The organism is Pseudonocardia hydrocarbonoxydans (assembly GCF_006539565.1).
In the GTDB taxonomy this organism is placed as follows: Bacteria; Actinomycetota; Actinomycetes; order Mycobacteriales; family Pseudonocardiaceae; genus Pseudonocardia; species Pseudonocardia hydrocarbonoxydans.
In genome coordinates, this window is the sequence record NZ_BJNG01000001.1 from 54819 (window position 1) to 81389 (window position 26571).

24 protein-coding genes are annotated in these 26571 nt (G+C 75.8%); 11 read left to right on the top strand and 13 right to left on the bottom strand.

What is annotated here, in order from left to right; translation table 11 throughout:
• The first annotated feature begins 17 nt into the window (after positions 1-17).
• The 4 genes from PHY01_RS00270 to PHY01_RS00285 all read left to right on the top strand — a co-directional run bounded on the left by PHY01_RS00270 (position 18) and on the right by PHY01_RS00285 (position 5467).
• Positions 18-1697: an Hsp70 family protein gene (locus tag PHY01_RS00270; RefSeq protein WP_141276131.1), complete on the top strand. Its 1680-nt coding sequence runs from the start codon at positions 18-20 to the stop codon at positions 1695-1697.
• Positions 1690-3651, top strand: a complete 1962-nt coding sequence (locus PHY01_RS00275) for an Ig-like domain repeat protein (RefSeq protein ID WP_141276132.1) — start codon at positions 1690-1692, stop codon at positions 3649-3651. The genes PHY01_RS00270 and PHY01_RS00275 overlap by 8 nt, the downstream gene beginning before the upstream one ends.
• Positions 3652-3779: 128 nt before the next feature.
• On the top strand, positions 3780-4892 hold the full coding sequence (locus tag PHY01_RS00280; RefSeq protein WP_141276133.1) for a DUF475 domain-containing protein: 1113 nt from the start codon (positions 3780-3782) through the stop codon (positions 4890-4892).
• Positions 4889-5467: a TerD family protein gene (locus PHY01_RS00285; RefSeq protein WP_141276134.1), complete on the top strand. Its 579-nt coding sequence runs from the start codon at positions 4889-4891 to the stop codon at positions 5465-5467. Before PHY01_RS00280 ends, PHY01_RS00285 begins: the two co-directional genes overlap by 4 nt.
• Positions 5468-5515: 48 nt before the next feature.
• On the opposite strand, the gene PHY01_RS00290 is transcribed toward PHY01_RS00285, so the two are convergent.
• Genes PHY01_RS00290 through PHY01_RS00315 form a run of 7 tightly spaced genes read right to left on the bottom strand, consistent with a single transcriptional unit; the run spans position 5516 to position 11878 of the window.
• Positions 5516-5971, bottom strand: a complete 456-nt coding sequence (locus tag PHY01_RS00290; protein WP_141276135.1) for a tellurite resistance TerB family protein — start codon at positions 5969-5971, stop codon at positions 5516-5518.
• 30 nt (positions 5972-6001) lie between these two features.
• Positions 6002-6844 (bottom strand): HAD family hydrolase, encoded by an 843-nt coding sequence (locus PHY01_RS00295; RefSeq protein ID WP_141276136.1) that lies wholly within the window; start codon positions 6842-6844, stop codon positions 6002-6004.
• The gene (locus PHY01_RS26925) at positions 6841-7986 is read right to left on the bottom strand and encodes a cysteine protease StiP family protein (RefSeq protein ID WP_218029949.1); all 1146 of its coding nucleotides are present in this window, start codon (positions 7984-7986) and stop codon (positions 6841-6843) included. Before PHY01_RS26925 ends, PHY01_RS00295 begins: the two co-directional genes overlap by 4 nt.
• Complete coding sequence (locus tag PHY01_RS26930; RefSeq protein ID WP_218029950.1) at positions 7983-9341, bottom strand: phosphoribosyltransferase family protein; 1359 nt, start codon at positions 9339-9341, stop codon at positions 7983-7985. The genes PHY01_RS26925 and PHY01_RS26930 overlap by 4 nt, the downstream gene beginning before the upstream one ends.
• A 32-nt stretch (positions 9342-9373) precedes the next feature.
• Positions 9374-10537 (bottom strand): HpcH/HpaI aldolase/citrate lyase family protein, encoded by a 1164-nt coding sequence (locus PHY01_RS00305; protein WP_141276137.1) that lies wholly within the window; start codon positions 10535-10537, stop codon positions 9374-9376.
• Between the two features lie 53 nt (positions 10538-10590).
• On the bottom strand, positions 10591-11286 hold the full coding sequence (locus PHY01_RS00310) for a TerD family protein (protein WP_141276138.1): 696 nt from the start codon (positions 11284-11286) through the stop codon (positions 10591-10593).
• A 16-nt stretch (positions 11287-11302) separates the two neighbouring features.
• On the bottom strand, positions 11303-11878 hold the full coding sequence (locus tag PHY01_RS00315; protein WP_141276139.1) for a TerD family protein: 576 nt from the start codon (positions 11876-11878) through the stop codon (positions 11303-11305).
• 173 nt (positions 11879-12051) lie between these two features.
• Here PHY01_RS00315 and PHY01_RS00320 point away from each other — a divergent pair, with 173 nt between their 5' ends.
• The 3 genes from PHY01_RS00320 to polA all read left to right on the top strand — a co-directional run bounded on the left by PHY01_RS00320 (position 12052) and on the right by polA (position 16389).
• Positions 12052-12549: a GNAT family N-acetyltransferase gene (locus PHY01_RS00320; protein ID WP_141276140.1), complete on the top strand. Its 498-nt coding sequence runs from the start codon at positions 12052-12054 to the stop codon at positions 12547-12549.
• A gap of 119 nt (positions 12550-12668) precedes the next feature.
• Entirely contained in the window at positions 12669-13541 is an 873-nt protein-coding gene (locus PHY01_RS00325) for a DUF3824 domain-containing protein (RefSeq protein WP_141276141.1), read from the top strand.
• A 55-nt stretch (positions 13542-13596) separates the two neighbouring features.
• On the top strand, positions 13597-16389 hold the full coding sequence (gene polA / locus PHY01_RS00330; RefSeq protein WP_141276142.1) for a DNA polymerase I: 2793 nt from the start codon (positions 13597-13599) through the stop codon (positions 16387-16389).
• 51 nt (positions 16390-16440) lie between these two features.
• On the opposite strand, the gene PHY01_RS00335 is transcribed toward polA, so the two are convergent.
• The 3 genes from PHY01_RS00335 to PHY01_RS00345 all read right to left on the bottom strand — a co-directional run bounded on the left by PHY01_RS00335 (position 16441) and on the right by PHY01_RS00345 (position 18280).
• Positions 16441-16845: a hypothetical protein gene (locus tag PHY01_RS00335; protein ID WP_141276143.1), complete on the bottom strand. Its 405-nt coding sequence runs from the start codon at positions 16843-16845 to the stop codon at positions 16441-16443.
• Between the two features lie 54 nt (positions 16846-16899).
• Positions 16900-17526, bottom strand: a complete 627-nt coding sequence (locus PHY01_RS00340) for an AMP-binding enzyme (protein ID WP_141276144.1) — start codon at positions 17524-17526, stop codon at positions 16900-16902.
• 223 nt (positions 17527-17749) lie between these two features.
• A complete protein-coding gene (locus PHY01_RS00345) occupies positions 17750-18280 on the bottom strand; it encodes a molybdenum cofactor biosysynthesis protein (protein WP_246085580.1) in 531 nt (176 codons plus the stop codon).
• A 19-nt stretch (positions 18281-18299) separates the two neighbouring features.
• On the opposite strand from PHY01_RS00345, the gene PHY01_RS00350 reads away from it, so the two are divergent.
• Complete coding sequence (locus PHY01_RS00350) at positions 18300-18884, top strand: P-loop NTPase family protein (RefSeq protein WP_141276146.1); 585 nt, start codon at positions 18300-18302, stop codon at positions 18882-18884.
• On the opposite strand, the gene PHY01_RS00355 is transcribed toward PHY01_RS00350, so the two are convergent.
• The 3 genes from PHY01_RS00355 to PHY01_RS00365 all read right to left on the bottom strand — a co-directional run bounded on the left by PHY01_RS00355 (position 18881) and on the right by PHY01_RS00365 (position 23981).
• The gene (locus PHY01_RS00355; RefSeq protein ID WP_246085581.1) at positions 18881-19453 is read right to left on the bottom strand and encodes a class I SAM-dependent methyltransferase; all 573 of its coding nucleotides are present in this window, start codon (positions 19451-19453) and stop codon (positions 18881-18883) included. The two genes, PHY01_RS00350 and PHY01_RS00355, sit on opposite strands and share 4 nt — an antisense overlap.
• A 39-nt stretch (positions 19454-19492) precedes the next feature.
• Positions 19493-22879: an ATP-binding protein gene (locus PHY01_RS00360; RefSeq protein ID WP_170183584.1), complete on the bottom strand. Its 3387-nt coding sequence runs from the start codon at positions 22877-22879 to the stop codon at positions 19493-19495.
• 73 nt (positions 22880-22952) lie between these two features.
• Positions 22953-23981, bottom strand: a complete 1029-nt coding sequence (locus PHY01_RS00365; protein ID WP_141276148.1) for an NAD(P)-dependent alcohol dehydrogenase — start codon at positions 23979-23981, stop codon at positions 22953-22955.
• Between the two features lie 154 nt (positions 23982-24135).
• On the opposite strand from PHY01_RS00365, the gene ruvC reads away from it, so the two are divergent.
• From ruvC to ruvB, 3 genes are all read left to right on the top strand, one after another.
• Positions 24136-24702: a crossover junction endodeoxyribonuclease RuvC gene (gene ruvC, locus PHY01_RS00370; protein WP_141276149.1), complete on the top strand. Its 567-nt coding sequence runs from the start codon at positions 24136-24138 to the stop codon at positions 24700-24702.
• Between the two features lie 143 nt (positions 24703-24845).
• Positions 24846-25448 (top strand): Holliday junction branch migration protein RuvA, encoded by a 603-nt coding sequence (gene ruvA, locus PHY01_RS00375; RefSeq protein WP_141276150.1) that lies wholly within the window; start codon positions 24846-24848, stop codon positions 25446-25448.
• 63 nt (positions 25449-25511) lie between these two features.
• Entirely contained in the window at positions 25512-26537 is a 1026-nt protein-coding gene (gene ruvB / locus PHY01_RS00380) for a Holliday junction branch migration DNA helicase RuvB (RefSeq protein WP_246085582.1), read from the top strand.
• Positions 26538-26571 lie beyond the last annotated feature (34 nt).

Below are 26571 nucleotides of genomic sequence, written 5' to 3' on the forward strand. Positions count from 1 at the left end.
TCGCTAGTCTCGCGGCCGTGGCCGTCCACGGGATCGATCTCGGCACCACGAACTCCGCCATCGCCCGGACCGGCCCGGACGGGCGGCCCGAGGTGCTGGCCGGGATGGCCGGGGAGCCGACGACGCCGTCGGTGGTGCTGTTCGCCTCCGGCACCGAGCACGTCGTGGGGGAGGGGGCGCGGCGCGAGGCCCGGCTCGACCCCGAGCACGTGTGCGCGCTGGTCAAACGCCGGATGGGTGACGCGGAGTGGCGCTTCGTCGCGCACGGCACCGGCTGGTCGGCGCCCGCGGTGTCCTCGCTGATCCTGAAGTCGCTGGTGGCCGACGCGGCGTTCGCCTCCGGCGAGACCCCCACCGCCGCGGTGATCACGGTCCCCGCCTGGTTCGGCGACGAGGAGCGCCGCGCCACCGTGCTCGCCGGCACCTACGCCGGCCTCGACGTCGTCGACGTGCTCTCCGAGCCGATCGCCGCCGCGCTGGCCTACGGGTTCGCCCGCCTCGACGGTTCGCCCGGCCTCTCCAAGCAGAGACACGAGACCGTCCTGGTCTACGACCTGGGCGGCGGCACGTTCGACGCCACCGTCATCGAGCTGGCCGACCGGCGCATCTCGGTGCTCGCCGTGGAGGGCGACCACCAGCTCGGCGGGGCCGACTGGGACGAGCGCGTCGCGCTGCACCTGGCCCGGCGGTTCTGCGAGCAGAACCCCGACGCCGAGGACCCGATGGACGACGCCGCGGGCACCCAGGCGCTCGTGCTGGCGGCCGAGCGGGCGAAGCACCGGCTCTCCGACGCCACCAGCACCGACGTGGTCGTCACCCACGACGGCGCCCGCGCCACCGTCACCCTCACCCGGGCCGAGCTGGAGGCGATGACGGCGTCGCTGCTGCGCCGCACCGTCGACCTCACCCGCTCGTGCCTGGCCGAGGCCGCCCGCCGCGGCGTGCCCCGCGTCGACCGGGTCCTGCTGGTCGGCGGGTCGTCCCGGATGCCCGCCGTCGCCGACGCGTTGCTCACCGAGCTCGACCTGGAGGCGCGGCTGCACGACCCCGACCTCGCCGTCGCCCGCGGCGCCGCGCTGTACGGGGAGAAGAAGGAGCTGGAGCGGATGGTGGCGGCCGACCTGCGCACGCGCGGGCGGCTGCGCGACGGGGCCCCGCTGGAGGACGCCGCCCCCGCCGACCTCGACGACGCCGCCCGCCGCGTGGCCGACGCCTACGCCGTGCCGCTCGCTCAGGTGCGGCGCGCGGTGGAGGTCCGCGTCGACACCGTGGTGTCCCGGGGGTTCGGGGTGCTCGCGGTCAACTCGGCCGCGGGGCGGCTGGAGCCGACCTGGCTCGTGCACCGCAACGACCGCCTCCCGATCCGGACCAGCCGCAGCTTCGGCACGATGCGCGCCGACCAGTCCGTCATCGCGCTCACCGTCGTCGAGCAGCAGGGGCAGGTCGAGTCGTCGCGGGCGGAGGACGCGAAGGTGCTGGTCGCCGGCGAGATCACCGGCATCCCGCCCGGCTACGACGAGGGCGCCGAGGTGCGGGTCGGCTTCGAGATGGGTTTCGACGGGGTCCTGCACGTCACCGCGACGCACGTCGAGGCCGGGCTGCCGCTCACCCTCACGGTGACGACGGGCGCGACGCTCTCGCAGGCGGAGGTCGCGCGCGAGCGGGACCGGCTGGGGCGGATGCGCCGCCGTGGCTGAGTTCGACCCCGGCGACTACCGCAGGCGGGTGCTCGCGGAGGTGCTCAAGCGCGGCGGCCCGGAGACCTCCGACCCGTTCGAGCTCTACGACCTGCCGCTCGACGGCGACCTCGACGACGCCGCCGTCGCCGCACGCGTCGCCGACGTCTGGGGGGCCTGGCAGCGCCAGCGCGACCACCCCAAGTACCGCGTGCTGGTCGCCGAGCTGGTGGCCGGGCACGACACGCGCAGCGCCGAGCTGCTCGACGCCGGGCGCCGCCGCAGCGCCGTCGCCCGGGTCCGGGCCGAGCGCGAGCAGCGCGACTCCGGTCGCTACGCCCTGCTCGACGCCGCGGTCTCCCGGCTCGTCGACCGGCACCGCGGCGTCCCCGCCGACAAGGTCGAGGGCCTGCACGAGGTCGGCGCGCTCGCCGGGCTGACCCGCGACGAGGTCACCGCCCGGCTGCGCCGCCACCGGCTCCTCGCGGCGGCGCCGGCCGCGACCGGCGTCCCGCCCGAGCGCCGCCGCCAGGTCCGGGCCCTGCTCGACGAGTTCGGCCGGCTCACCGACGCCCCCGCCCCGCCGACGCTGCTCGTCCTGCTCGGGCTCGACCCCGCCGCGTCGGAGCAGCAGGTGCGGGCGAGCGCCGCCGCCTGGCGCTCGCGCGCCCGGGAGCTGCCGCCGGCGCGGCTGCGCGCCGTCGTCGACGAGCTGCTGGTGCACGTCGCGGAGCTGGTCGAGCCGGGCGCGGCGGGCTACCTCGACGCCGTCGCCCTCGACGTCGCCGAGCACCTGCGCCCCCGCGTCCGGGCCGCCGTGCTGGTGGAGGACCGGCTCGTCGCCGAGGACCACGCGCACCTGCTCGAGGAGGCCCGCGCGCTGGGCCTGGACGACGCCCGCGCCCGGAGGGTCCTCGCCGCCGTCGCCGCCGAGCTGGGGGCCCCGGTCGAGTCGACGGCCCCCGCACCCGACCCGGCCCCGCCGCGGCGGGACGACCGGGGGTGGGAGGCCCCGCTGCGGGCGGCCCGGGCGGCCCTGCGTGCCGCGCGCCCGACCGAGGCCCACCGGCTCGTCGGGCAGGCGCAGCGCCTCGCGGGGCCCGAGGGCGCCACGCCGGTCCGGGCGGTGGCCGACGAGATCACCGCCGTCCTCGACGAGGCGGCGCTGCGGTGGCGGGCCGCGATCGCGGCGGTGGCTGCGCGCCGCAGCACCGAGGCCCTGGAGCACCTGGAACACCTGGAGCGCACCGCCGCCGACGTCCCGGGCCCGGACGGCGCCGACCTCGACGCGCTGCTGGCCGCGGCGCGCCGCGAGGTCGCGTCGGCCGACGCCGCCGTGGCCGCCGCGCTCGCCGGGCCCGACCCGGCCGCGGCGCTGCTCGACGTGCTCGACGCCTGCCCCGGGCACCCGGGGGCGCAGGCCGCGCTCGCCGCCGTCCCGGTCGCGCCGCCCCCGTGGGTCCGCGCCACCCGCGACGGCCGGGGCGACGTGCTCGTCGTCTGGGCCGCCTCGCCCACCCCGCAGGTTCGCTACAAGGTCTCGCGCCGGGGCGCCGACGGCGGGTGGCGGGTGGTCGGGCGGGTCAGCGACACCTCCGTGCTCGACGGCGGCGCGCCCCCGGCCGTGGAGGCACCGGTGTACGCGGTGGAGGCGGTGCAGGCCGGGCGCAGCTCGGTGCCGGTGCGCTCGGACGAGCAGACCCCGCCGGAGCCGGTCCCCGCCGCGGGCCCGCCCGCCCCGACCGGCGTCCGGGCGCGGCGACGGCCGTCCGGGTCGGTCGTCGTGTGCTGGGACGGCCCGCCCGGCGCGGAGTTCCGGGTCCGCTGCGCCGTGCCCGGCGGGGGCTGGCGGGTCGTCGGACGCACCCGCGACCACGAGATCGAGGACGGCGGCGCCCCGGCAGGCGCGGTGCCGGAGTACACCGTCAGCGCCGCCGTCGACGGCGGGCGGTCGGCCGAGATCAGCACGCGCTGAGCGCCGTCGCCGCAGGACGGGGCCCGGGCGGGCACACTGGACGGCGCGGTCCGTCGGTGGTGATCCGAACCGGCTACCGTGACGGCGCTCTCGCTCCGCTCATCGACAGGGGACAGGACCATCAGGACATGAACCTTCGCATCTTCGGCTGGTCGTACGGGGTGACGGTCGTGTCGCTCGTGATCGCGTTCCTGTACGGCGGCTGGCAGGCGCTGATCCTCTGCACGATCCTGGGCATCCTGGAGATCTCGCTGTCCTTCGACAACGCGGTCGTCAACGCCACGATCCTCGAGCGGATGAGCGAGTTCTGGCAGAAGATCTTCCTCACGATCGGCATCTTCATCGCCGTGTTCGGCATGCGGCTGGTGTTCCCGCTGGTCATCGTGGCCGTCACCGCGGGCCTGAACCCCGTCGAGTCGCTGACCCTGGCGCTGGAGCAGCGGCCGGAGAGCGACCCCACCAGCTACGCAGCGCTGCTCGACGAGGCCTACCCGCAGATCGCGGCGTTCGGCGGCATGTTCCTGTTCATGCTGTTCCTGGACTGGATGTTCACCGACCGCGACGTCAAGTGGCTGCAGCCGATCGAGCGGTTCCTGTCCCGGATCGGGCAGATCGAGCGCATCTCGATCGTGCTGGCCGTGCTGGCGCTGGTGCTGCTCGCCGAGTTCCTCGCCGAGGACCCCGCCATCGTGCTGCTCTCCGGATCGCTGGGCCTCATCACCTACCTCGGCGTGCAGGGCCTGGGCCAGTTCTTCGAGCAGGCCGGCCACGCGCAGATGCAGGAGGAGGCGGCCGCCGACGGCTCCGGCGGGCCCACGCAGCTCGCGAAGGCCACCGGCAAGGCCGGGTTCTTCCTGTTCCTCTACCTCGAGGTGCTCGACGCCGCGTTCTCCTTCGACGGCGTCATCGGCGCGTTCGCCATCACCCCGGACCCGATCATCATCGCCCTGGGCCTCGGCCTGATCGGCGCGATGTTCGTCCGCTCGCTCACGGTCTTCCTGGTGCGCAAGGGCACGCTGGCCGACTACGTCTACCTCGAGCACGGTGCGCACTGGGCGATCGGCGCGCTGGCGGTGATCCTGCTGGTCGGGATCGGCTACCACGTCAACGAGATCCTCACCGGCCTGATCGGTGTCGCGTTCATCGGCGCGGCGCTGCTGTCGAGCATCCTGCGCAACCGCAGGCTGGAGGCCCAGGGCATCGACACCCACAAGACGGCCGACGAGCTGGCGGCGAAGTGAGCGTCAGCCTGCAGAAGGGTCAGAAGGTCTCGCTGGCCAAGCGCGGCGGCGGCTCGCTGTCGGTGGTGCGGATGGGCCTGGGCTGGGACGCGGTGCGCAAGCGTGGGCTGTTCGGCTCCAAGAGCCAGTCGATCGACCTCGACGCCTCCGCGCTGCTGTTCGACGCCTCCGGCGCGCTCGTCGACGCCGTGTGGTTCCGGCAGCTGCGCAGCAAGGACGGCTCGGTCCAGCACACCGGCGACAACCTCACCGGCGCGGGGGAGGGCGACGACGAGTCCGTGATCGTCGACCTGACCCGGCTCCCGCCCGCGATCAGCCAGATCGTGTTCACCGTCAACTCGTTCACCGGCCAGGACTTCTCGCAGATCGAGAACGCGTTCTGCCGCCTGGTCGACGAGACGACGGACGAGGAGCTCGCGCGCTACGAGCTGTCGGGCTCGGGGAGGCACAACGCGCAGATCATGGCCAAGGTCGGCCGGGCCGCCGACGGCGGCTGGTCGATGACGGCGATCGGCGCCATCGCCTCGGGCCGCACGTTCCAGGACCTGCTGCCGGCCACCGCGGCACACCTGTAGGTCGTGCGCGGGGACCGTGGCCGGGGCCACGGTCCCCGCGCACGGGCCTCAGAGGTCGAACTCGCTCGGCGCGATCCCGACCGCGAGGCACGCCTCACGCACGGCCTGCTGCTCGTCCTTGTCGAAGTCGCCGTCGGCTCCGCCGACGATGATGCCGACCTGGATGACGGCCCGGGCCGCGGGCGGGTCCTTCTTCAGCTTGCCGATCGTGGCGATCGCCTCGACCTTGCCGAAGTCGTAGTCCGACTCCAGCTTCGAGGCGTAGAAGGTGAAGTGGTCCTGCAGCTCGCTGGGCTCGAAGACCTTCAGCGCCTCGTTGCTGCCGATGAAGCCCGCGGTCTTGCGCCGCTCGTCGGCGGTGATGGTGCCGTCGGCGGCGGCGATGAGCGCGCACATCGCCATGCTCGCCTTGGCGAAGTCCTTGGACTTGAACTTGGCGACCTCGGTGGTGGCGGTGGCCTGCAGGCCGGCCATCCGGGTCTTGAGCTGGTCGAAGAAGCCCATGGTGTCGCAATCGTCCTCTCGTCGGAGGGTTCACACCCTGCCATGCGCCGCGGTGCGCCTCCGCACCGCCGACGTCTGCACCGCCAACTCCCGGAGGTGCCCCAGGAGTTCCGCGCCCGCCGCACCTCCGCGCGCGGTGGTGACGATGAGGCCGTCGCGGGTCCAGCCGGTGTCGTGCAGCTCGCCGTGGGCGGGGCGGACGGGGTGGTCGACGGCGTCGAGGAGGTCGGCGTCGAGCAGGGAGTCGCCTGCGGCCAGGGTGCGGTGCGCGCCCAGCCGGGCCGCGACCTCGCGGGCCGCGGCCGACTTCGTCAGCGCCCGCGGCACGGCGTAGACCTTGCGGCCCTGCAGCGACACCGACCAGCCGCCCTCGGCGCACCAGCCGGACAGCGCCTCCACCCAGCCTGCGGGCACGGCGGCGCGGTCGACCACGGCGTAGCAGAACAGGTCGCTCGCGGTGCGCCGGTTGAGCACGAAGTCGCCGCTCACCCGCGCCAGGTGCTCCTGCACCCCGGCCAGCGGCGCGCAGCCCGTCAGTCGCTCGCGGACCACCGCGGCCCAGTCGGGATCCGGTTCGCCGTCGACGAGCAGGTGCCCGCCGTTGGCGGCGATCGCGTACCGCGGCGGCGCCCCGGGCAGGTGCACGCGGGCGAGCTGCTCGGGGGTGCGGGTCGTCGTGGGGACGACCTCGGCGACCCCGCGCAGCGCGGCGAACGCGGCCACCGCGTCCTCGGTCATGAACGACAGCGGGGCTCCGCGGTACACCTCCACACACAGCAGGCGCGGGGCGTCGGGATCGGGCATCCGCAGGTCGAGCGCGGCGGCGGAGTAGATCAGGGTGCGGTCGAGGTCGAGGAACGCGGCGACGGTCACCGGCGTGTGCCCGTCGCCGCGGCCAGGCCGTCGGCCCCCGTGGCGCCCCGGGTGAAGCGCGGGTGGATCAGCCCGACGCAGCTGTAGGGCAGGTCCCCGGCCTCGTCCTCGGGGACCTGCTCCACCGGCACGCCGCGCTGTGCCGCCAGCATCCGCACGTGCGCGAGGTCGGCCTCCGGCGCCCCGGCCCGCGTCAGGACCTTCCACGGGACGCGGCGCAGCAGCACGCGCGTGGTCTCGCCGACCCCGGGCTTGACCAGGTTGACGTCGCCGATCCCGTACTCGGCCACGATGCGTTCGACGGCGGCCCAGCCGGCGTGGTCGGGCTCGCGGTCGGCGGGGGCGGTGGTGTCGGTGACGTCGGGGAACCGCGCGGTGACGGCGTCGAGGAAGGCGTTCGAGACGTCGGCACCGGCCAGCTCGGCGTAGAACTTGGCGCCGTGGAACTGACCGGGCCCGATGAGCCGGTCGTTGAGCACGGTCCGCGACACCAGGCCGGACACCGTGGAGTTCAGGCACGCCGAGGCGATCAGCCAGTCGTCGCGGGTGCCGAAGGTGCGGGCGCAGCGGCCCGGGTCGGCGAGCACGGCGAGGTCGGGGTCGAAGGCGGTGCCCTCCAGGGCCGCGGCCAGTTCCCGGTTGATCGCGCCCTTGCCGGTCCAGCCGTCGACGAACACCACCCGCGACGGGTCGTGGTGGGCCGCGAGGTGGTCGAGCGCGACGCGGTCGATGCCGCGGCCCCGCACGATCGACACGGCGTAGTGCGGCAGCTCCAGCCCGTGCCGGGCCGCGGCCCAGCGGCGCAGCAGGATCCCGACCGGCGTGCCGGCGCGGGCCAGCGAGGCCAGCACGACGTCGGGCCCGCGCTCGCGCAGCACCAGCTCGGTGACGGTGCCGACGGCCTGCGCCAGCCGGCCCGCCGTGGCGGCCAGGGCGCCGTCGTAGACCCGCAGATAGGCGGCGTCGGGCTGGAACTCCACCGGCAGCGACTCCGCGTAGTGCGCCCCGCCGCTCTGGATCGCCTCCTCGCGCTCCTCGGTGGGGGTCTCCAGCTCCACCCCGGACAGGTCGGTGAGCAGCCACGCCACCTCGTCGGGGGCGTAGCTGCCGAACGCGGGACCGCGCAGCGGCTCGGGGGTCACGGGGTGATCACCAGGGTGGTCCTCCGGGTCAGCGGGGCGAGGCGGGCGAGCAGGCCGTCGTGCAGGGCCGGGGTGACCGCGGGCGGGTCGACCACGACGGCGACGTGGTCCCACGACCCGGGGCCGCCGAGGTTGTAGGCGAACCGCGGGCCCGGTCCGTCGGCGGGGTCGTCGTGGGCCGGGAACTCCAGGCCGCTGCGCAGGGCGTAGCCCGGTTCGTCCAGGACGACGGCGGGGGAGCGGGTGGTCGTGGAGAACCGGACGGTGCACCCGGCGTCGGCCAGGGTCTGCGCGAGGCGCAGCGGCAGCGCCATCAGCTCCTCGGTGCCCAGCACCAGCGTCGTCTCCCCGGGGCGGGCGCCCACGGACCGGGCCAGCGCGGGCAGGGCGGTGTCGAGCCGGGCGTGGTCGGCGGCGCGGAACCCGTGGCGCCCGCCGACCGGGAGCCCGGCGGGCCACCCGTGGTCGGCCAGGCGCACGACGGCGTCGCCCGGGCCCCGGCCGCCCGGGTCCCGGCCGCCCGAGTCCCGGCCGCCCGGGGACGGGTCCGGGAGGGGTGCCAGGTGGGCTGCCGCGCGCTCGGCGAGGTCGGCGGGCAGGGCCACCGTCGCCCGGCTCAGCGCCACCACGTCGACGCGGGCACCCAGCGCGCCGACGGCGTCGACGAGGGAGTCGTCGGGGCGGGCGTCCACCAGCGTCGCCACGACGTAGCGGGCGCGGGGGTGGGCCCGGTGCAGCGCGGTGATCGTGTTGACGACGGTGCGGCCGGTGCTGAGCTCGTCGTCGACCAGTACCAGGGGCCGGTCGCCGCGCAGCAGGGCGGGATCGGCGGGCAGCAGCAGGTGGTCGGTGGCGTGCGAGTGCTCCTCGGTGAACCCGCCTGCTGCAGCGAACCCGGCCACCGGGCGGCGGGTGGAGTGCAGGTAGTCGGACTGCAGCGCCTCCGCGACGCAGTGCCCGAGCGCGGTCGCGGTCTCCGCGTAGCCGAGCACCAGCGCGTCGGCGGGCGAGCGGCCCGCGCCGGCCGTCAGACCGAGGGTGATCGCGGCGCTCCGGTCGCCGCCGACGGCGCCGTGCAGCAGGTCGGTCGGCAGCGCCCGCGGCTCCCGGCCGGCGAGCACGTCGGCGACCAGTCCGCCCAGGAGCAGCCCGGCCGAGCGGACGAGCCGCGGATCGGTCGGCACGTGCTTGCCCAGGACCCGGGACACCAGCAGCTGGGCCCGCCGCGGGTTGCGTCGCAGCGCGAGTCCGAGCAGCACCTCCGGGTCGGCGCCCGGCCCGGCCCGGCGCACCCGGACGCCGAGGCGGTCGGCGATGGGGGAGGAGGGCGGGGCGGCGTGCTCGGTGGGGGTCACCGGAGCAGTCTGCAAGATCGCGGGAGCACCGTTCACCGCGGCAGGCTGGCGGCGAGCAGGTCGACGAACGACACCCCGTCGCGCGCCACCCCGAACACCTGCGCGCGCAGGGCGGTGACCCGGGCCCAGGCCATGTGCGGCCGGATCTCGTTCATCTTGTTGCCGTGCCCGGAGGCCATGACCCCGCTGCCGCGGCCCGCGCCGAGCACGGCCGTGGCGTCGCGGTACTCCTCGGAGGACACCACCGACAGCGCGTTGACGACCGAGACGTGGCTCGGGTGGATCGCGGTCTTGCCGCGCAGCCCGTTGGCCTTGTCCATCTCCACCTCGCGGATGAGCCCGTCGATGGCCCGGGAGACCAGGCGGCTGCGCAGCTCACGCTCGTCGTTGACGTCGAACGGGGCCTGCCGCAGCTGCGGCTTGAAGATCCGTTCGGCGGAGGCGTAGTACTCCCAGACCGGCCCGGTGACGGTGAACCCGGTGCCGTCGGCGCGGCCCAGCACGTTGACGACGTCGGCGATCAGGTTGCTCACCACCTTGACGTCGTAGATCGTCAGCTCGGGGGAGCGGCGCAGCCCGTAGAGCGCGCACAGGTCGGTGGCGCCCAGGCGCACGGCCAGGATCCGCGCGCGGTCGCGGTGCAGCAGCGCCCGCAGCCGGGTGAGCTCGTCGACGCGCGTCTCGGCGTAGAGCACCGCCCCGGACTCGATCACCGGCATGGCGAGCAGCCGGCGGCCGCCGATGCGGTCGGCGTCGTCGAGGGCGTGCAGGTAGTCGGTGCCCGACAGGGCCGTGAACTTGGGCAGCACGAAGCCGTCGAGGACGCGCACCGAGCGCCCCAGGCGGGCCACCAGCGCCGGCATCTGGCGGGGCTCGCGCACCCGCACGAACAGCAGCGGCAGCTCGGCCGCGGCGTCGGCGTGCAGGTCGGCGAGGGCGTGGACGAGGTTGTCCTCCGCCGCCTCGACGTGCTCGTCGGCGATGGAGTCCTCCAGGCAGACCACCACCGAGGTGACCCCGGCGGCGGCCTGCTTGGTGATGTCGGCGACCAGCGAGGGCCGGTCGGCCGGGATGTAGAGCGTGGCGCCGAGCGCCACCGAGAGCAGGTCGTGCCCGCTGTCGCGGGTGAACTGCTCCGGTGGCCGCTCGAAGAGCTCGTCCTGCTCGGACGCGCCCAGGAACCCGAAGTGCCTCATCGCAGTGCCTCTCGGTGCGGGAGGCCACTGCGCTGTGGCCGGGATCCGTCAGATCATTTGCGCCCGCGGGCCCATTCCATGCCCCAGCCGTACGCCCGGTCGACGTCGGCCTGCCCGCCACGGATGTAGCGGACCTCCCGGTTGACGACGAGCTCACCGCCCCGGTTCTCCAGCAGTGCGATCACGCACGTCGGAGAGCCCGGGTCGGACTCGTCGAGCCGGACCTCGATCTCGGGGCCGGCCGTCGGGAAGAGCGTGACGACGCCGTCGGCGCTCGCCCAGTTCGGCGTACCCTCGTAGATGAAGGTGAACACCAGGATGCGGCGGATCTCGTCGATCCGCGACAGGTCGATGAACATGTTCTCGCCGCCGACGTTCGACCCCGAGCGGTCGTCGCCGTCGAGCCGGATGATCGGCGCGCCCTGGTAGGGCGCCTGGAACGCGTTGCCCAGGGCCTGCACCACGCCCTTGGAGCCGTCGGTGAACTCCCACAGGCAGGCCAGGTCGAGGTCGACGCCTCCGCCGCCCCCGCCCGTCAGCTTGCTGAACAGGCCCTTCTTGGCCGGGGCGGCGCCGGTGCTCCACTGCAGGTTGACCCGCAGCTGACCGCTCCCGCCGCCGCCCTTGCGCAGCGAGATGCTGGGCGCCGACTTCGTCAGGGTGACCTTCGACAGCGACACCCCACCCCCGCTCGCGGGAGCCGGGGGCTGCTCGTTCTTCGAGGGCCGCTTGTTGTAGTCGATGGCCACGGTGTGGTCTCCCGACTCAGACGTTGACGCCGAAGTCGCGGGCGATGCCCGCCAGACCCGACGCGTAGCCCTGGCCGACCGCGCGGAACTTCCAGTCGGCACCGTTGCGGTAGAGCTCGCCGAAGACCATCGCGGTCTCGGTGGAGGCGTCCTCGGTGAGGTCGTAGCGGGCGATCTCGGCGCCGCCCGCGGAGTTCACCACGCGGATGAAGGCGTTGCGGACCTGACCGAAGCTCTGCGAGCGGGCGTCGGCGTCGTAGATGCTGACCGGGAAGACGACCTTGTCGACCTCGGCGGGCAGGCCGGCCAGGTTGACCTTGACCTGCTCGTCGTCGCCCTCGCCCTCACCGGTGAGGTTGTCGCCGGTGTGCTCGACGGTGCCGTCGGGGCTGGTGAGGTTGTTGAAGAAGATGAAGTGCTTGTCGGAGACGGCCTTGCCCTCCGCGTTGAGGACGATCGCGGAGGCGTCGAGGTCGAACTCGGTGCCCGTGGTGGTGCGGACGTCCCAGCCCAGGCCGACGATGACGTCGGTGAGGCCGGGGGCCTCCTTGGTGAGGCTGACGTTTCCACCCTTGGTGAGGCTGACTCCCACGTACTTGCTCCGAATCTGTCGTGGGGGGCTCGTTCCCCCCAATCTCGCCCTGCCCATTCTCGCTCTGCACAGCCCGAGTCGAACCGGGCCGAGCATATCGGGACGGACCGGACCCGCTGTCAAGGTGCCAAACGGTGAACGACGTCGGGTGGTTCCCCCCTACCGTGCCCGGTATGGACCAGTTGCGCGTCGGCCGCCCCGGTCCGCGGCACGCGGGCGAGCTGTGGACCGTCCAGCGCGCCGCCTACGTCAGCGAGGCCCAGCGCTACGACGCGCCGCGGATCCCGCCGCTGCTGGAGACCCTCGAGCAGGTCCGCGCCGACCTCGCGGGCGACGTCCCCGCGGCCGCCGCGTGGCTGGGACCGCGGCTGGTCGGCTCGGTGCGCGGGCGCGTCGAGGGCGACCGGATGGAGATCGCGCGCCTCACCGTGGCGCCCGACGTCCAGGGCCGCGGCGTCGGGCGGGCCCTGCTGGCGGCGGTGCACGCCGCGGCGCCGGCCGTCGTCGTCCGGTTCTGGCTGGTCACCGGATCGGCCAGCCACGACAACCGGCGCCTCTACGCCGCCGCGGGCTACCGCGAGGCGGGCACGGCCGTCGACGCCGCGGGTGTGGAGCTGGTGCGGATGGAGCGGGAGCGCGGGGTATCAGCACGGTGCGGTCACGGTCCTTGATGTGGGCCCGTGCGACGGAAGAGACTTCCCGCTCGCGGCCCGGTCCTCCGGCCCGCCGTCGGGGTACCTCGTTCGTCGCGTCTGGCCGGGCCCGCGGGGCCGGCGGATCGGAGTGCCGCATGACCACCTCGTCGGGCCCGCCCCCGGGCTGGTACCGGGCCGCGGACGGCCGCTGGTACCCCCCGCCCGCCGGGTCGCCGGACCCCACCCGGCTGCACGCCGCCCCGCAGTACGGGGACACCGGGTACGGGCCGGCTCCGTACGGGCCGGCTCCGTACGGGACGCAGTACGGGGCGTCGGCACCGCCGCCCGCCCCACGCCGGCGTGGCCCGCGCACGGTGCTGCTCGTCGTCGGCGCCGTCGTGGTGGCCCTGCTCGTCCTCGGCGGGATCGCGCTGAACCGGCTGGTGGCGGGGATCGGGGAGGGCGTGGGCGGGCTGACCGCGAGCACCGACTGCGACGCCGTCTCGACCGAGGCGGTGAACGGCGCACTGGGCGGCAGCTACGACGTCGTGCAGCTCGGCGGGCTGGCGGGCACCGCCGGGCCGGTCCTGGACTCCCGGGTGCTGGCCGACGCGCCCACGTGCTGGGCGGTGGAGTCCGGCGACACCGGTGGACGCCTGGCCCGCGTCGCCCGCTACTCCGGCCCCGACGCCGCGGAGCGGTTCGCCGCCGAGCGGACCGCGGCGATGGGCACCACCGAGGACCGCGGCGACGGGCTGAGCGTGTCGAGCGCGGCCTACTTCAACAAGGACGTCGAGGCCGGTGACGAGGCGTTCTGCACCACCGGGGACTTCATCGCCTCGGCCGGGGTGCTGCTGCGCACCGGCGAGCTGCTCGTCTACGTGTCCACGACGGCCGCGGGCGGCGGGGCGGGCACCGTCCCCGACATCGAGTTCGACACCGCGGGCGGCCCGTCGGAGGCGATCCGCTTCGGCACCGACGACGCCAACTGCGACCTGGCGCTGGCCCTGGCGACCCAGGTGCGGTGAGCGCGGGACGGTGCCGCCGGGTTCTGTCGGGGGTCGGTCCTAGACTCTGGCGGCGATGAGCCCCGCAGCCCGCACGCCCGCCGCCCCGCCCGCCACGCCGCCCGTGGCGGCGCCCCCGCCCGCCGCGCGGCGCCTGCTGCTGCTCGACGGCCACTCCCTGGCCTACCGGGCGTTCTTCGCGTTGCCCGCGGAGAATTTCCGCACCGGCACGGGGCAGACCACCAACGCGGTCTACGGCTTCACCTCGATGCTCATCAACCTGCTGCGCGACGAGGCGCCCACCCACCTGGCCGTGGCGTTCGACGTCTCGCGCAAGACGTTCCGGTCGGAGAGGTTCTCCGAGTACAAGGCCAACCGCTCGTCCACCCCCGACGACTTCCGGGGCCAGGTCGACCTCATCAAGGAGGTCCTGCGCGCCCTGTCCATCCCGTTCTTCGCCGTCGACAACTTCGAGGCCGACGACGTCATCGCCACCCTGGCCACGCAGGCCGAGGCGCAGGGTTTCCAGGTCGCCATCACCACGGGCGACCGCGACGCGTTCCAGCTCGTCAGCGACAACGTGATGGTGCTCTACCCGACGCGGGGGGTCTCCGAGCTGGGCCGGATCGACCCGGCCGCGGTGCGGGACCGCTACGGCCTCACCCCCGCCCAGTACCCGGACTTCGCGGCGCTGCGCGGCGACCCCAGCGACAACCTGCCCAACATCCCCGGCGTCGGGGAGAAGACGGCGGCGAAGTGGGTGCGCGAGTACGGCTCGCTCGCCGAGCTCACCGACCGCGTCGACGAGGTGAAGGGCAAGGCGGGCGACGCGCTGCGCGCCAACCTGGCCAACGTGCTGCTCAACCGCCAGCTCACCGAGCTCGTCCGCGACGTCCCGCTCGAGGCGGCGCCCGCCGATCTCGAGGTGCGCCCCTGGGACCGCGACGCCGTGCACCGGCTGTTCGACGAGCTGGAGTTCCGGGTGCTGCGCGAGCGCCTGTTCTCCACGCTGGTCTCCGCCGAGCCCGAGGCCGAGGGCGGCATCGAGGTGCAGGGCGGCGCGGTCGCCCCGGGCGGGGTCCGGGCCTGGCTCGACGCGCACGCCCGCGACGGCCGCCGCGTCGGGCTCGCCTTCCACGGCATCACCGGCGGGGCCACCTCGGGCGACCTGTCGGGCATCGCGCTGGCGGCGGGCGAGCCGTCGGTGGAGGCCCGCGCGGCCGGGGCCGACGCCGGTGTCCCGCAGGGCGGCTACTTCGACGTCACCACGCTCACCCCCGACGACGAGGCCGCGCTCGGTGAGTGGCTGGCCGACCCGGGCGTGCCCAAGGCGGCGCACGACGCGAAGTCGGCGCTGCACGCGCTGCGCGGGCGGGGCTGGACCCTGGCCGGGCTCACCAGCGACACCGCGCTCGCCGCCTACCTGACGCGGCCGGGCCAGCGCAGCTTCGACCTCGCCGACCTCGCGCTGCGGCACCTGCGCCGCGAGCTGCGCGTCGAGGGCGAGGACGACGGCGGGCAGCTCTCGCTCCTCGGGGGCGAGGAGGAGGCCGACGCCGCCCGCGCGAGCGCGCAGATGGTGGCGGCCTCGGCGGTGGCCGAGCTGGCCGACGCGCTCGACGTCGAGCTGGCCGAGAAGGCGGCCACGTCGCTGCTCACCGGGCTGGAGCTTCCGCTGGAGTACGTGCTGGCCGACCTGGAGACCGCGGGCATCGCGGTCGACGGCGAGGCGCTGGCCGCGCTGGAGGCCGATTTCGCGGGCCAGGTGAAGCAGGCCGCCCAGGACGCGTACGCCGTCATCGGCAAGGAGATCAACCTGGGCTCGCCCAAGCAGCTCCAGGTGGTGCTGTTCGACGAGCTGAACATGCCCAAGACCAAGCGCACCAAGACCGGCTACACCACCGACGCCGACGCGCTGCAGACGCTCTACGAGCAGACCGGCAACGAGTTCCTGCAGCACCTGCTGCTGCACCGCGACGCCACCCGGCTCAAGGTCACCGTCGACGGGCTGCTCAAGTCCGTCGCCGACGACGGCCGCATCCACACCACCTACAGCCAGACCATCGCGGCCACCGGGCGGCTGAGCTCCACCGAGCCCAACCTGCAGAACGTGCCGATCCGCACCGCGGCGGGCCGCCGGATCCGCGAGACGTTCGTCGTCGGCCCCGGGTACGCCGAGCTGATGACCGCCGACTACAGCCAGATCGAGATGCGGATCATGGCGCACCTGTCGGAGGACACCGCGCTGATCGAGGCGTTCCGGTCGCAGCACGACTTCCACGCCGAGACCGCGGCCCGGGTGTTCGGGGTCGAGGCCACCGCGGTCACCCCGGCGCAGCGCGCCAAGATCAAGGCGATGAACTACGGCCTGGCCTACGGACTGAGCGCGTTCGGCCTGTCCAACCAGCTGCGGATCTCCACCGAGGAGGCCCGCGGTCTGATGGACGACTACTTCGCGGGCTTCGGCGGGGTGCGCGACTACCTGGCCACGGTCGTCGACAAGGCCCGCAAGGACGGCTTCACCGCCACCATCATGGACCGCCGCCGCTACCTGCCCGACCTCACCAGCGACAACCGCCAGCGCCGCGAGATGGCCGAGCGGATGGCGCTCAACGCCCCGATCCAGGGCAGCGCGGCCGACATCATCAAGGTCGCGATGCTCGGGGTGCACCGCGCGCTGGCCGCCGAGGGCCTGCGCAGCCGGATGCTGCTGCAGGTCCACGACGAGCTGGTGCTCGAGGTGGCCGAAGGTGAGCGCGAGCAGGTCGAGACGCTTGTGCGCCGGGAGATGGCCGCCGCCGCGCAGCTGTCGGTGCCGCTGGAGGTGTCGGTCGGCTACGGCCGCAGCTGGGACGACGCCGCCCACTGACCCCGCCCGCCCGGCCCGCGCCACACCCGGGCTCCGACGGCGCACGTCCCGTCACGCGCGCGGGGACAGGTCCACGCAGATCTCCCCGGCGACGGTCTCGGTGAAGCGGCCGTCCGGGTCGCCGGTCCCGGCCAGGCGGAGGGTGCCCGTGGCCCCGGAGAGCCGGCCCGTCCCGGTCATCCCGTTCTCGGTCGACTTCACGTCGAAGGTGATCGAGCCCGGCGGCCGGGTGGGATCGGCGTCGAGCCGTCCCGTGACCGCCACGGCCAGCGTCGCCCGGTTGACCGTGAACGTGACGGTTCCCGCGATGAGGGCCCCCGTCGGCGTCGGGGTCGCCTCGGGGAAGTCGCCGACGGTCGTGCCGTTCAGCAGCCCGCCGCCGCGGATCGTGGCGACGGTGGTCGTCGGGCCGGTCTGCTGGCCCGCTCCCGTCGCGTTGATCCGGTGGCAGGACACGCCCGCGTGGGCGACCGCGGGTGCGGGGTGTCTCCCGTCGTCGTGGAGGCCGGGTCAGTGGACGGCCCGGTCGGTCCCGGCCCAGTGCGGGGCCCGCAGCTCGCGCTTGAGGACCTTCCCGGCGGGGGAGACGGGAAGGGCGTCGAGGAACTCGACCGAGCGCGGCGCCTTGTACCCGGCGACCAGACCGGCGCAGTGCTCGCGCAGCTCCTCCGGCGTCACGGTCGCGTCGGGGGCGAGCACGACGACCGCGTGCACCCGCTCGCCCCACTCGTCGTCGGGCACCCCGATGACGGCGCACGCGGCCACCGCCGGGTGCGCGGCGAGCACGTTCTCGACCTCGGCGGAGTACACGTTCTCGCCGCCGGTCACGATCATGTCCTTGATCCGGTCGACGACGAAGACGTAGCCGCGCTCGTCCATGCGGCCCGCGTCGCCGGTGTGCATCCAGCCGCCGCGCAGCGCCGTCGCGGTCTCCTCGGGCCGGCCCCAGTAGCCGAGCATGACGTGCCCGCCGCGGACCACGATCTCGCCGACGGTCCCGTGCGGCACCTCCCGGTCGTCGGGGTCCACGATCCGCACCTCCGCGCAGGTGACGGCCCGGCCCGCCGAGCGGCGCAGCACCGGGTCGGCGTGGTCGTCCGGGGTCAGCACCGTGGCGACGGGCGACAGCTCGGTCATCCCGTAGGCCTGGGTGAACCCGCGGGTCCGAGCAGCGCCCGCATCCCGTCGTGGTTGGCCGCGTTGAACAGCTCCACCGAGTCGACGGCGCGCTGCCTCAGGTCGGTCATGGTCGTTCCTCCTCCGGATGGTCGTGGGCGTGCAGAGTGGGGGAGCGCGGTCGCGGAGCGGTCGCAATGCGGCCGTGGTCAGCCGCGCGGGCCGGTGAACCCGGGTACGGGGCTCAGCGCCCGGTCCCGGTCTCCAGCCGAGCGGGGCCGACCCGCAGGACGCCGTCGGTCAGCGGCTCGCAGCGCACCCCGCCGCGCCCCCACAGGGCCCGGAACGCACCCGTCCCGAGCACGGTCTCCATCCACGCGCAGGGGCTTGCCGGCCGGTGGGCCCGCAACCGGACGGGTCCGTCGCCGGAGTCGAGGGTGAACACCGCGCCGGGCCGGTCCCGGGTGCGGGCCAGCCCGTCGACGTCGGCGCCGCGCAGCACGATCGTGCGGCGGGTGAGCAACGGGTCGGGCACCGCGGGCAGGCCCAGCACGGCGGCCACGTGCTCCAGCGCCTCGACGGCGATCACGGTGACGGCGGCCTCGCGGTGGGCCGGGCGCCCGGCGTAGCGGTCGCCGACGGCGCCGTGCCCGGCCCGGATCACGACGTGGTCGCGGGCACCGCCCTCGGGATCGGGCCGCGGGCCCTCGGCGGGCCGGCCCTCGTAGGCGTGCCGCGGGGAGGTGTGCAACGCGACGATCTCGACCCCCGGCACCTGTGCGACGCTACCGCGCATGACCTCCGGGTCGACGCCGCTGGCCGCCACCGATCCGCTGCCCCTGCGGCCGCGCCGCGTGCTCGTCACCGGCTGCACCGGCTCGGGCAAGACGACGCTCGCCCGGTCGGTGGCGGACGTGCTCGGGGTCCCGCACCACGAGCTCGACGCGCTGTTCCACGGCCCGGGCTGGACGCCGCGCCCGGAGTTCGCCACCGACGTCGCCGCCCTCGCCGCCACCGAGCGGTGGGTCACGGAGTGGCAGTACTCGGCGGTGCGGCCGCTGCTGCTCGCCCGCGCCGACCTGCTGGTCTGGCTGGACCTCACCCGCGCCCAGGTCGCCCGCCAGCTCGTGCCGCGCACGGTGCACCGCCGGTTGCGGCGCGTCGAGCTGTGGAACGGCAACGTCGAGCCGCCGTTGTGGACCGTGTTCACCGATCCCGACCACCTGTTCCGCTGGGGCTGGCGCACGTTCGGGCGCACCGCCGAGCGCGTCGCGGAGGTGCTCGCGGCCCCGGGCCCACCGGTCGTGGTGCGACTTCGGGGCCGACGCGACGTCCGCACCTGGCTGCACGGCCCGCTGCAGGACGCGGCCGGTCGCTAGCGCCGCGCCACCAGCACCCGGGCCGGTGGCAGGTTGGCCCACACCGGCCCGCCGACGGTCACGGCGCCGAACTCGGCGCGCAGCGCGGCCAGCTGTCGCCGGGCCGGGGGCAGCCACGCCGTCGGCAGCAGCGAGACCTGGGTGAACGTACCGCCGGGCGCCAGCACCGAACCCGCCAGCCGCGCGACGGGCGCCGCCGCCCACGCCGCCCAGGGCAGCAGGCTGGACACGGCGTCGACGCGGTCGATCCCCAGCCCGCGCAGCAGCGCCGGGAGGTCGCCCGCGTCCCCCGGCACGACGGTGACGCCCGGGTGCCGGGCCGCCAGCCGCGCGGCCAGGGCCGGGTTCAGCTCGACGGCGACGTGTCGCCCGCGCCCGCCCAGCGCGCGGGCGAGCGCGTCGGTGACCCGCCCGGTGCCCGCGCCGAGCTCGACGACGACCGGGTCGTCGCCCTCGAGCGCCGGCGGGGCCAGCATCGCCGCGACCAGCGCGTCAGAGCTGGCGGTGAGGGTGGCGACGCTCGTGGGCGCGCGCAGGAACTCGCGGAACAGGAGGCGGGAGTCGGACACGGGCCGCAGGGTAGGGAGCGCGGGTGAACGGACGATGACCTAGCGACCGGCCGCCGCCGTGCGCCGCGCCCAGCCGGGCATGCCGAGCCGGGAGAACGCGGCCGCGGCCCGGTCGAGCAGCGGCGCGGCGCGGCCGTGGTCGCCCGCCCTGGCGTGCATCAGCCCCTCGTCGTGGTCGACGACCGCGCGCAGGGGGAGTGCGCCCTGCGCGTCCAGGACGTCACGGGCGGCGTCGAACCAGCGGTGGGCCTCGTCGCGGCGGCCGTCGAGGGCGCACAGCCGGGCCAACGCCTGCCGGGCGTCGGTCATCGGGAACCGGAAGTCGGCGGGCAGGGCGCGCTCGCGCAGGGCGCGCTCGACCACGGCGAGGTGGTCGCGCCGGTCGAGCAGCCACAGCACCTCGGCGACCTCGCAGGCCGTGCGGGCGTAGTTCGGGGCCCACGCGGGACCGTCGCGCAGCGCGCGGACCGGGCGACCGAGCAGGCCCAGCGCCGCCCCGGTGTGCCCGATCCGCGCCTCGGCGCGGGCGCTGATCGCGTCGATCGCGGCGCTGCCCCAGTGCCGGTCGGGTGCCGGGTCCCGCCAGCGGGCGAAGTCGGCGATCCGCGCGGGCCAGCCCTCGTCGCGGGCCATCGTGAGCGCGTCCTGGGCGCCCTCGTGGTGCAGCAGCTGCCACCCGGGCCCGAGACCGTGCAGCCGGGCGACCAGCCCGTGGACGTGCGCGATCACCGCCGCGCCCCCGTCGAGGTCGCCCAGTGCCACCCGGCACCGCGCCGCGCCGGCGCGGCAGTACACCTCCAGCGCCAGCTGCCCGGTCGCCTCCGCGAGGTCCGCGTCGCGCTCGAACAGCGGCACCGCGGCGGCGTAGTCGCCGACCAGGAACGCCGCGACCGTCGGGTCGTCGGCCGCCTCCGCCGGGATCGCGGCGCGGCTGCCGTGCACCGCGGCGACGGCGTAGCGGGCCAGGTCGCCGCGCCCGGCCAGGCGCCCCGACCCCAGCAGCACGCGCAGGGCCTCGCGGCGGCCGGGGAGGTCGAGCGGGATGCCCGGGTGGTCGGGGTCGGCCGCCTCCCGCCGGTCGAGGTCGAGCAGGGTCAGCGCGGCCCACGCGACGGCGTCCGGCCCGTCCGGGCCCGTCACGGCGGCGAGCGCGGAGGGGGCGAGCGACCAGGCGTGCCGGTTGCTCCCGGCCTGCGCCAGCACCGAGGCGACCTCGGCGGCCACGCTCGGCGCCGCGGCGGCCCGGGCCACCTCGACGGCCTCGTCGAAGCGCAGCGCCCAGGCCAGTGCCACCGCCCGGCGCGCCATCAGCTCCGGGCCCCGCTCGTCCCCGGCGGGGAGCAGGTCCAGCGCGATCCGCAGGAACGCCGCGTCCTCGTCGTGCGCGCCCGTGCGACGGGCCTGCTCGGCCGCGTCCAGTGCCGGGCCGACCCCGGCCCCGGCGCCCGGGAGCCCGGCCGCGCGGTGGTACTGCGTGGCGACCTCGGCCGCGGCGACGCGCAGGCCGGCCTCGCGGGCCGCCTGCAGCGCGACGGCGAGGTCGCGGTGCAGCCGCAGCCGGCGCGAGGGGTTGAGCTCGCGGTGCACCGCGTGCCGGATCAGGGCGTGGGTGAAGTCGTAGCGATCGGGCCGGCTGTCGGGGACGATGAACCCGGCGCCCAGCGCGTCGTCGAGGGCGCAGAGCGCCTCGGTGTCGTCGAGCCCGGCGACGGCGCGGACCGGCTCGAACGGGAACGGCCCCTCGATGCCCGCCGCGGCGTCCAGGAGCCGGTTGGCCCGGTCCGGGAGCCGCGCCCGCCGCCGGGCGACGACCTGCCGGACCCCCTCGGGCACCGCGGCCAGCGGCAGTCCGGTGCCCAGGCGCCCGTCGCCGTCGGGGCGCAGCGCCCCGTCGTCGGCCAGGTGCCGCACGATCTCGCGGGCGAGGAACGGGTTGCCGTCGGTCTCGGCGCGCACCGCGGCGACGAGGTCCGCGGCCACCGGTGCCCCCGCGGTGGCGCCGAGCAGCTCGGCGAGCGCGGCGCCGTCGATGCCGCGCAGCCGCAGCTCCCGGCACTCGGCCTCGCTGCGCAGCGCGCCGAGCGCGTCGGCGAGCGGGTGCCGCGCGTCGACCTCCTCGCCGCGGTAGGCGCCGACGAGCAGCACCGCGGCGTGCCCCGTCACCCGCGCGGTGTGGCGGAGCATCGCGACCGTGCCGCTGTCGGCCCAGTGCAGGTCGTCGAGCAGCAGCACCAGCGGCGCCGCGGCGGCCAGCGCGCAGACCCGGCGGGCGACGGCGTCGAGCAGCCGGGTGCGCAGCTCGTCGGGGCGCAGGACCTCCGCCGCCTCCCCGGGCGCGGCGGACACGAGCGCGGCGACGGCCGGATCGTCGGCGCCGTGCTGTCCCTCCGCGCCCTGCTGTCCCAGCGCCTCGGCGAAGGGGTGGAACGGCAACGCCCCGCCCTCCGGGCAGCGACCGGTCAGGACGCGCGCTCCGCCGGCCTCCGCCGCGGACGCGAGCTCGGCGAGCAGCCGCGTCTTGCCGATGCCGGGTTCTCCGCGGACCAGGACGACCCCGCCCCGGCCCGCCGCGGCGTCGGCCACGTGCCCGCGCAGCGCGCCGAGTTCACGCTCGCGGCCGACGAACGCGCCACGACCACCCGGCACGGCCGTGGGGAGCACGGCCAGCGCCGGGTCGTGCGCCAGCACCGCCGCGTGCAGCGCCCGCACGTCGGGACCGGGCTCGACCCCGAGCTCCCCGGCCAGGACGGCACGCAACCTGCGGTGGGTCTCCAGGGCCTCGGCCTGCCGCCCGTCGCGGTAGAGCGCCAGCATCAGCTGGGCCCACCTGCGCTCCCGCAACGGGTGGTCGGCGACCATCGCCTCCAGCGCCGCCACCGCCTCCCGGTGGCGGCCCAGCGCGAGCAGCGACGCGACGCGGTCCTCCTCCGCGGACGCCCGCAGCTCCGCGAGCCGGGCCGCGGTCGTCCGGGCGAAGTCCCGGTCGGCGAACTCGACCAGGCCGGGCCCGCGCCACAGCGCCAGCGCCTCGTCGAACGCGGTGACCGCGCCCGCGTGGTCGTCGCGCGCGGCGGCGCGCCGACCCGCCGCGATCCGGGCCTCGGCGAGTGCGGCGTCGGTGTCCGGCGGGCCGGCGCCCCCGGCGTCGGTGCCGTCGAGCAGGTAGCCGGGTGAGCGGGTGCGGATCGCGACGCCGCCGCCGTCGAGCGCCCGGCGCAGGCGCAGCACGTAGTTCTGCAGCGTCTTCGCGGCCGTGCGCGGCGGCGACCCGGCCCAGAGCGCCTCGACCAGGCGGTCCTCGGCGACGACCTCGCCGCGGTGCACGGCCAGCACCGCGAGCAGGCAGCGCCGCTCCTTGGGCCCGACCGGGCGCACCGACCCGTCGCGGCCGAGCACCTCGACCGGCCCGAGGAGTCGCAGTGCCACCGGCGGCATCCGCACAGCGTCCGCGCCGCCGCGGCCGCTGTCCAGGAGCCGTTCGGCGGGAACCGGCCGGGCGCTACGGGACCAGCACCGCACGGCCGTGCGTACGGCCGGCCTCGAGATCGGCGAGCGCGTCGGCGAACGCCTCCAGCGGGTAGGTGCGGGTCCGCACGCCCACGCCGCCCGCCGCGGCCAGGGCGATCAGCTCCCGCAGGTCGTCGTGGGTGCCCACGGCGTTCCCGACGATGCTGATCTCGGGCAGTACCACGTTGAACGTCGGCACCCGCAGTTCGCCGCCGTACCCGACGACGAAGTAGGTGCCCCGGGCCCGGACCATCGCCAGCGACGACGCGACCGCGTCCCCCTCGCCGACGAAGTCCAGCACCGCCTCGGCGCCCGCGCCGCCGGTGAGCTCGGCCACCCGCTCGCCGTGGGTCCCGTCGGCCGGCACGACGTGGTGGGCGCCGCAGTCGGCGGCGAGCTTGAGCGACTCGGGGTCCGGGTCGACCGCGACCACCACGGCCGGGGTGAGGGCGCGCAGGCACTGCACCGCGATGTGGCCCAGCCCGCCGACGCCGACCACCACCGCGCAGGTGCCCGGCCCGAGCAGCGGGACGGCCTTGCGCACGACGTGCATCACCGTGAGCCCGGCGTCGGCCTGCGGGGCGACGGCGGCGGGTTCCAGGCCCGACGGCAGCGGCAGCACCGCGCGGTCGGTCGTGCGCATCAGCTCCGCGAAGCCACCCGCGCGGGTGAGGCCGGTGAAGTCCATCCCGCGCACGCAGCGCATGTCGTCGCCGACGCGGCAGGCCGGACAGGTCCCGCAGGACGACTGCGGATGGCAGATGACGGCGTCGCCGACTGCGACGTTGCCCACCGCGGTCCCGACCTCGTGCACCCAGCCCGCCGTCTCGTGCCCGAGGACGAGCGGGAGGTCGGTGGGCACGGCCGGGGCGAACCAGCCGTCGCGGATGTGCAGGTCGGTGCGGCACAGGCCCGCCCCGCCGACGCGGACGACGACGTCGTGCGGTCCGGTCGCGGTGGGCTCGGGCACCTCGTCGAGCTGCGGGGGCTCGCCGTAGGCGTGCAGGCGGACGGCTCTCATGTCGCGACCTCCATGTCGGGAACGGGGTCCCGAGGGTGGCCCGGGGCGGTCGCGGCCCGGTCGTGCTCCGGTCGCACCCGGCGCGCCCCCGCGGCCCCGGCCCGGGTCGCCGGTAGCGTGCGCACTCGAACGACTGTTCGCGGAGGGGGTCGGAGTGCGGGTGCTCGGAGTCGACCCGGGGCTGACCCGGTGCGGTCTCGGCGTCGTCGACGGCTCCTCGGGCCGCACGGTGCGCGCCGTCGCCGTCGACGTGGTGCGCACCGCCGCCGACCTGCCGCTGGAGCAGCGCCTGCTCGCCGTCGGCGCGGAGGTGGAGCGGTGGATCGAGCGGCACCGGCCCGACGTCGTCGCGATCGAGCGGGTGTTCAGCCAGCACAACGTGCGCACCGTGATGGGCACGGCCCAGGCCAGCGGAGTCGTCGCCCTGCTCGCGGCCCGCGCGGGGCTGCCGGTCGCGTTCCACACCCCCAGCGAGGTCAAGGCCGCCGTCACGGGGGAGGGCCGCGCGGGCAAGGAGCAGGTGACGACGATGGTCACCAAGGTGCTCGGGCTCGCGCAGGCCCCCCGCCCCGCCGACGCCGCCGACGCGCTCGCCCTGGCGATCTGCCACTGCTGGCGGGCCCCCATGCTCGACCGGATGGCGCAGGCGAAGGCCCGCTCCGACGAGCTGGCCAGGGCCCACCGGGCCCGGCTGGCCGCGGCGGCGAGGGCGGCGCGCTAGCCCGCTCGCACACGGGGTGCGGGGTCGGCACACGGGGCCGGACCTGTGTGCGACCACCGGACGGTGTGTGCGAGCCTCCCCGCGGGCGGCCGTCGGGGTCGGTAGCGTGCGAACGGTTGTTCGTCGTCGGAGGAGGGTGCTGCGTGATCTCGTCGGTGCGGGGTGAGGTGACCGAGATCGCGCTGGACCACGCCGTCGTCGAGGTCGGCGGGGTGGGGCTCGCGGTCGTCGCGGCCCCGAACACCCTGGCCGGGCTGCGGCGCGGCGAGCAGGCCCGGCTGTCGACGGTGCTGGTCGTGCGCGAGGACTCCCTGACGCTGTTCGGGTTCGCCGACGCCGAGCAGCGGGAGCTGTTCGGGCTGCTGCAGTCCGTCGCCGGGATCGGGCCCCGGCTCGCGCTGGCCACGCTCGCGGTCCTGAGCCCCGACGACGTCACCCGTGCCCTGCTCGACGGTGACACCAAGGTCCTGACGCGGGTGCCAGGCATCGGGCCGAAGGTGGCGCAGCGGATGGTGCTGGAGCTGCGGGACAAGGTGGTGGCGCACTCCGCCGGACCCTCGGCGTCGGTGCTCCCGACCCCGGTGTCCGGCACCCGCCGGGACGAGGTCGTCGAGGCGCTGGTCGGGCTCGGGTTCACCGCGCAGCCCGCCGAGACCGCGGTCGACGCCGCGCTGGCCCACGACGCCGACGCCGACGCCGCCACGTTGCTGCGCGCCGCGCTGGGCAGCCTGGGCCGGTCCCGGTGAGCGCGTCGCGGAGCGGCGGGTCGGCCGCACCGGTGCGTATCGGTGCGCAGAGCCGGGGTCGGCGTGGGTGAGCTGAGCCCGTCCGTCGAGCCGGACGACGTCGAGGTCGACGCCTCGCTGCGGCCGCGCACCCTCACCGAGTTCATCGGCCAGCCGCGGGTGCGCGAGCAGCTGGAGCTGGTGCTGCAGGCCGCCCAGGGCCGCGGGACCCCGCCGGACCACATCCTGCTGTCGGGCCCGCCGGGGCTGGGCAAGACCAGCCTCGCGCTGATCGTCGCCGAGGAGCTGGGTGCGGCCGTGCGGCTGACGTCGGGCCCGGCGCTGGAGCGGGCGGGCGACCTCGCCGCGATGCTGTCCAACCTCGCCCCCGGCGACGTCCTGTTCATCGATGAGATCCACCGCATCGCCCGCCCCGCCGAGGAGATGCTGTACCTGGCGATGGAGGACTTCCGGGTCGACGTCGTCGTCGGCAAGGGGCCCGGCGCCACCTCGATCCCGCTCGACATCGCCCCGTTCACCCTGGTCGGGGCCACCACCCGGTCCGGCGCGCTGACCGGGCCGCTGCGCGACCGCTTCGGCTTCACCGCCCACATGGAGTTCTACGAGCCGCACGAGCTGGAGCGGGTGCTGCGCCGGGCGGCGGTGATCCTCGGGGTCGACCTGCACGCGGACGGCGCCGCCGAGATCGCCGGGCGCTCCCGTGGCACGCCGCGCATCGCCAACCGGCTGCTGCGCCGGGTGCGCGACTTCGCCGAGGTCCGCGCGGACGGGGCCGTCACCCGGGCCGTCGCGCAGGACGCCCTGGCCGTCTACGACGTCGACGAGCTGGGCCTGGACCGCCTCGACCGCGCGGTGCTCGGCGCACTGGTGCGCTCGTTCGGCGGTGGGCCGGTGGGGGTGTCGACGCTGGCCGTCGCCGTGGGGGAGGAGCCGGGTACCGTCGAGGAGGTCTGCGAGCCCTACCTCGTACGTGCCGGCATGCTCGCCCGCACGCCGCGGGGCCGGGTCGCCACCGCGTCGGCCTGGGCCCATCTGGGGCTCACCGCTCCGCCGGACGTCGCACCGGGTGGCCCTCCGCCGTTGTTCTGAGGCCGGGCTGGCAGACTCCAGCCAGGCCGACGAC

Bases quoted from the DNA above. Each gene is read 5' to 3' on its own strand.
- PHY01_RS00280 (WP_141276133.1), top strand. From the start codon at position 3,780: ATGAACCTTCGCATCTTCGGCTGGTCGTACGGGGTGACGGTCGTGTCG.
- PHY01_RS00290 (WP_141276135.1), bottom strand. From the start codon at position 5,971: ATGGGCTTCTTCGACCAGCTCAAGACCCGGATGGCCGGCCTGCAGGCC.
- PHY01_RS00305 (WP_141276137.1), bottom strand. From the start codon at position 10,537: ATGAGGCACTTCGGGTTCCTGGGCGCGTCCGAGCAGGACGAGCTCTTC.
- PHY01_RS00320 (WP_141276140.1), top strand. From the start codon at position 12,052: ATGGACCAGTTGCGCGTCGGCCGCCCCGGTCCGCGGCACGCGGGCGAG.
- PHY01_RS00325 (WP_141276141.1), top strand. From the start codon at position 12,669: ATGACCACCTCGTCGGGCCCGCCCCCGGGCTGGTACCGGGCCGCGGAC.
- polA (WP_141276142.1), top strand. From the start codon at position 13,597: ATGAGCCCCGCAGCCCGCACGCCCGCCGCCCCGCCCGCCACGCCGCCC.
- PHY01_RS00340 (WP_141276144.1), bottom strand. From the start codon at position 17,526: ATGACCGAGCTGTCGCCCGTCGCCACGGTGCTGACCCCGGACGACCAC.
- PHY01_RS00350 (WP_141276146.1), top strand. From the start codon at position 18,300: ATGACCTCCGGGTCGACGCCGCTGGCCGCCACCGATCCGCTGCCCCTG.
- PHY01_RS00365 (WP_141276148.1), bottom strand. From the start codon at position 23,981: ATGAGAGCCGTCCGCCTGCACGCCTACGGCGAGCCCCCGCAGCTCGAC.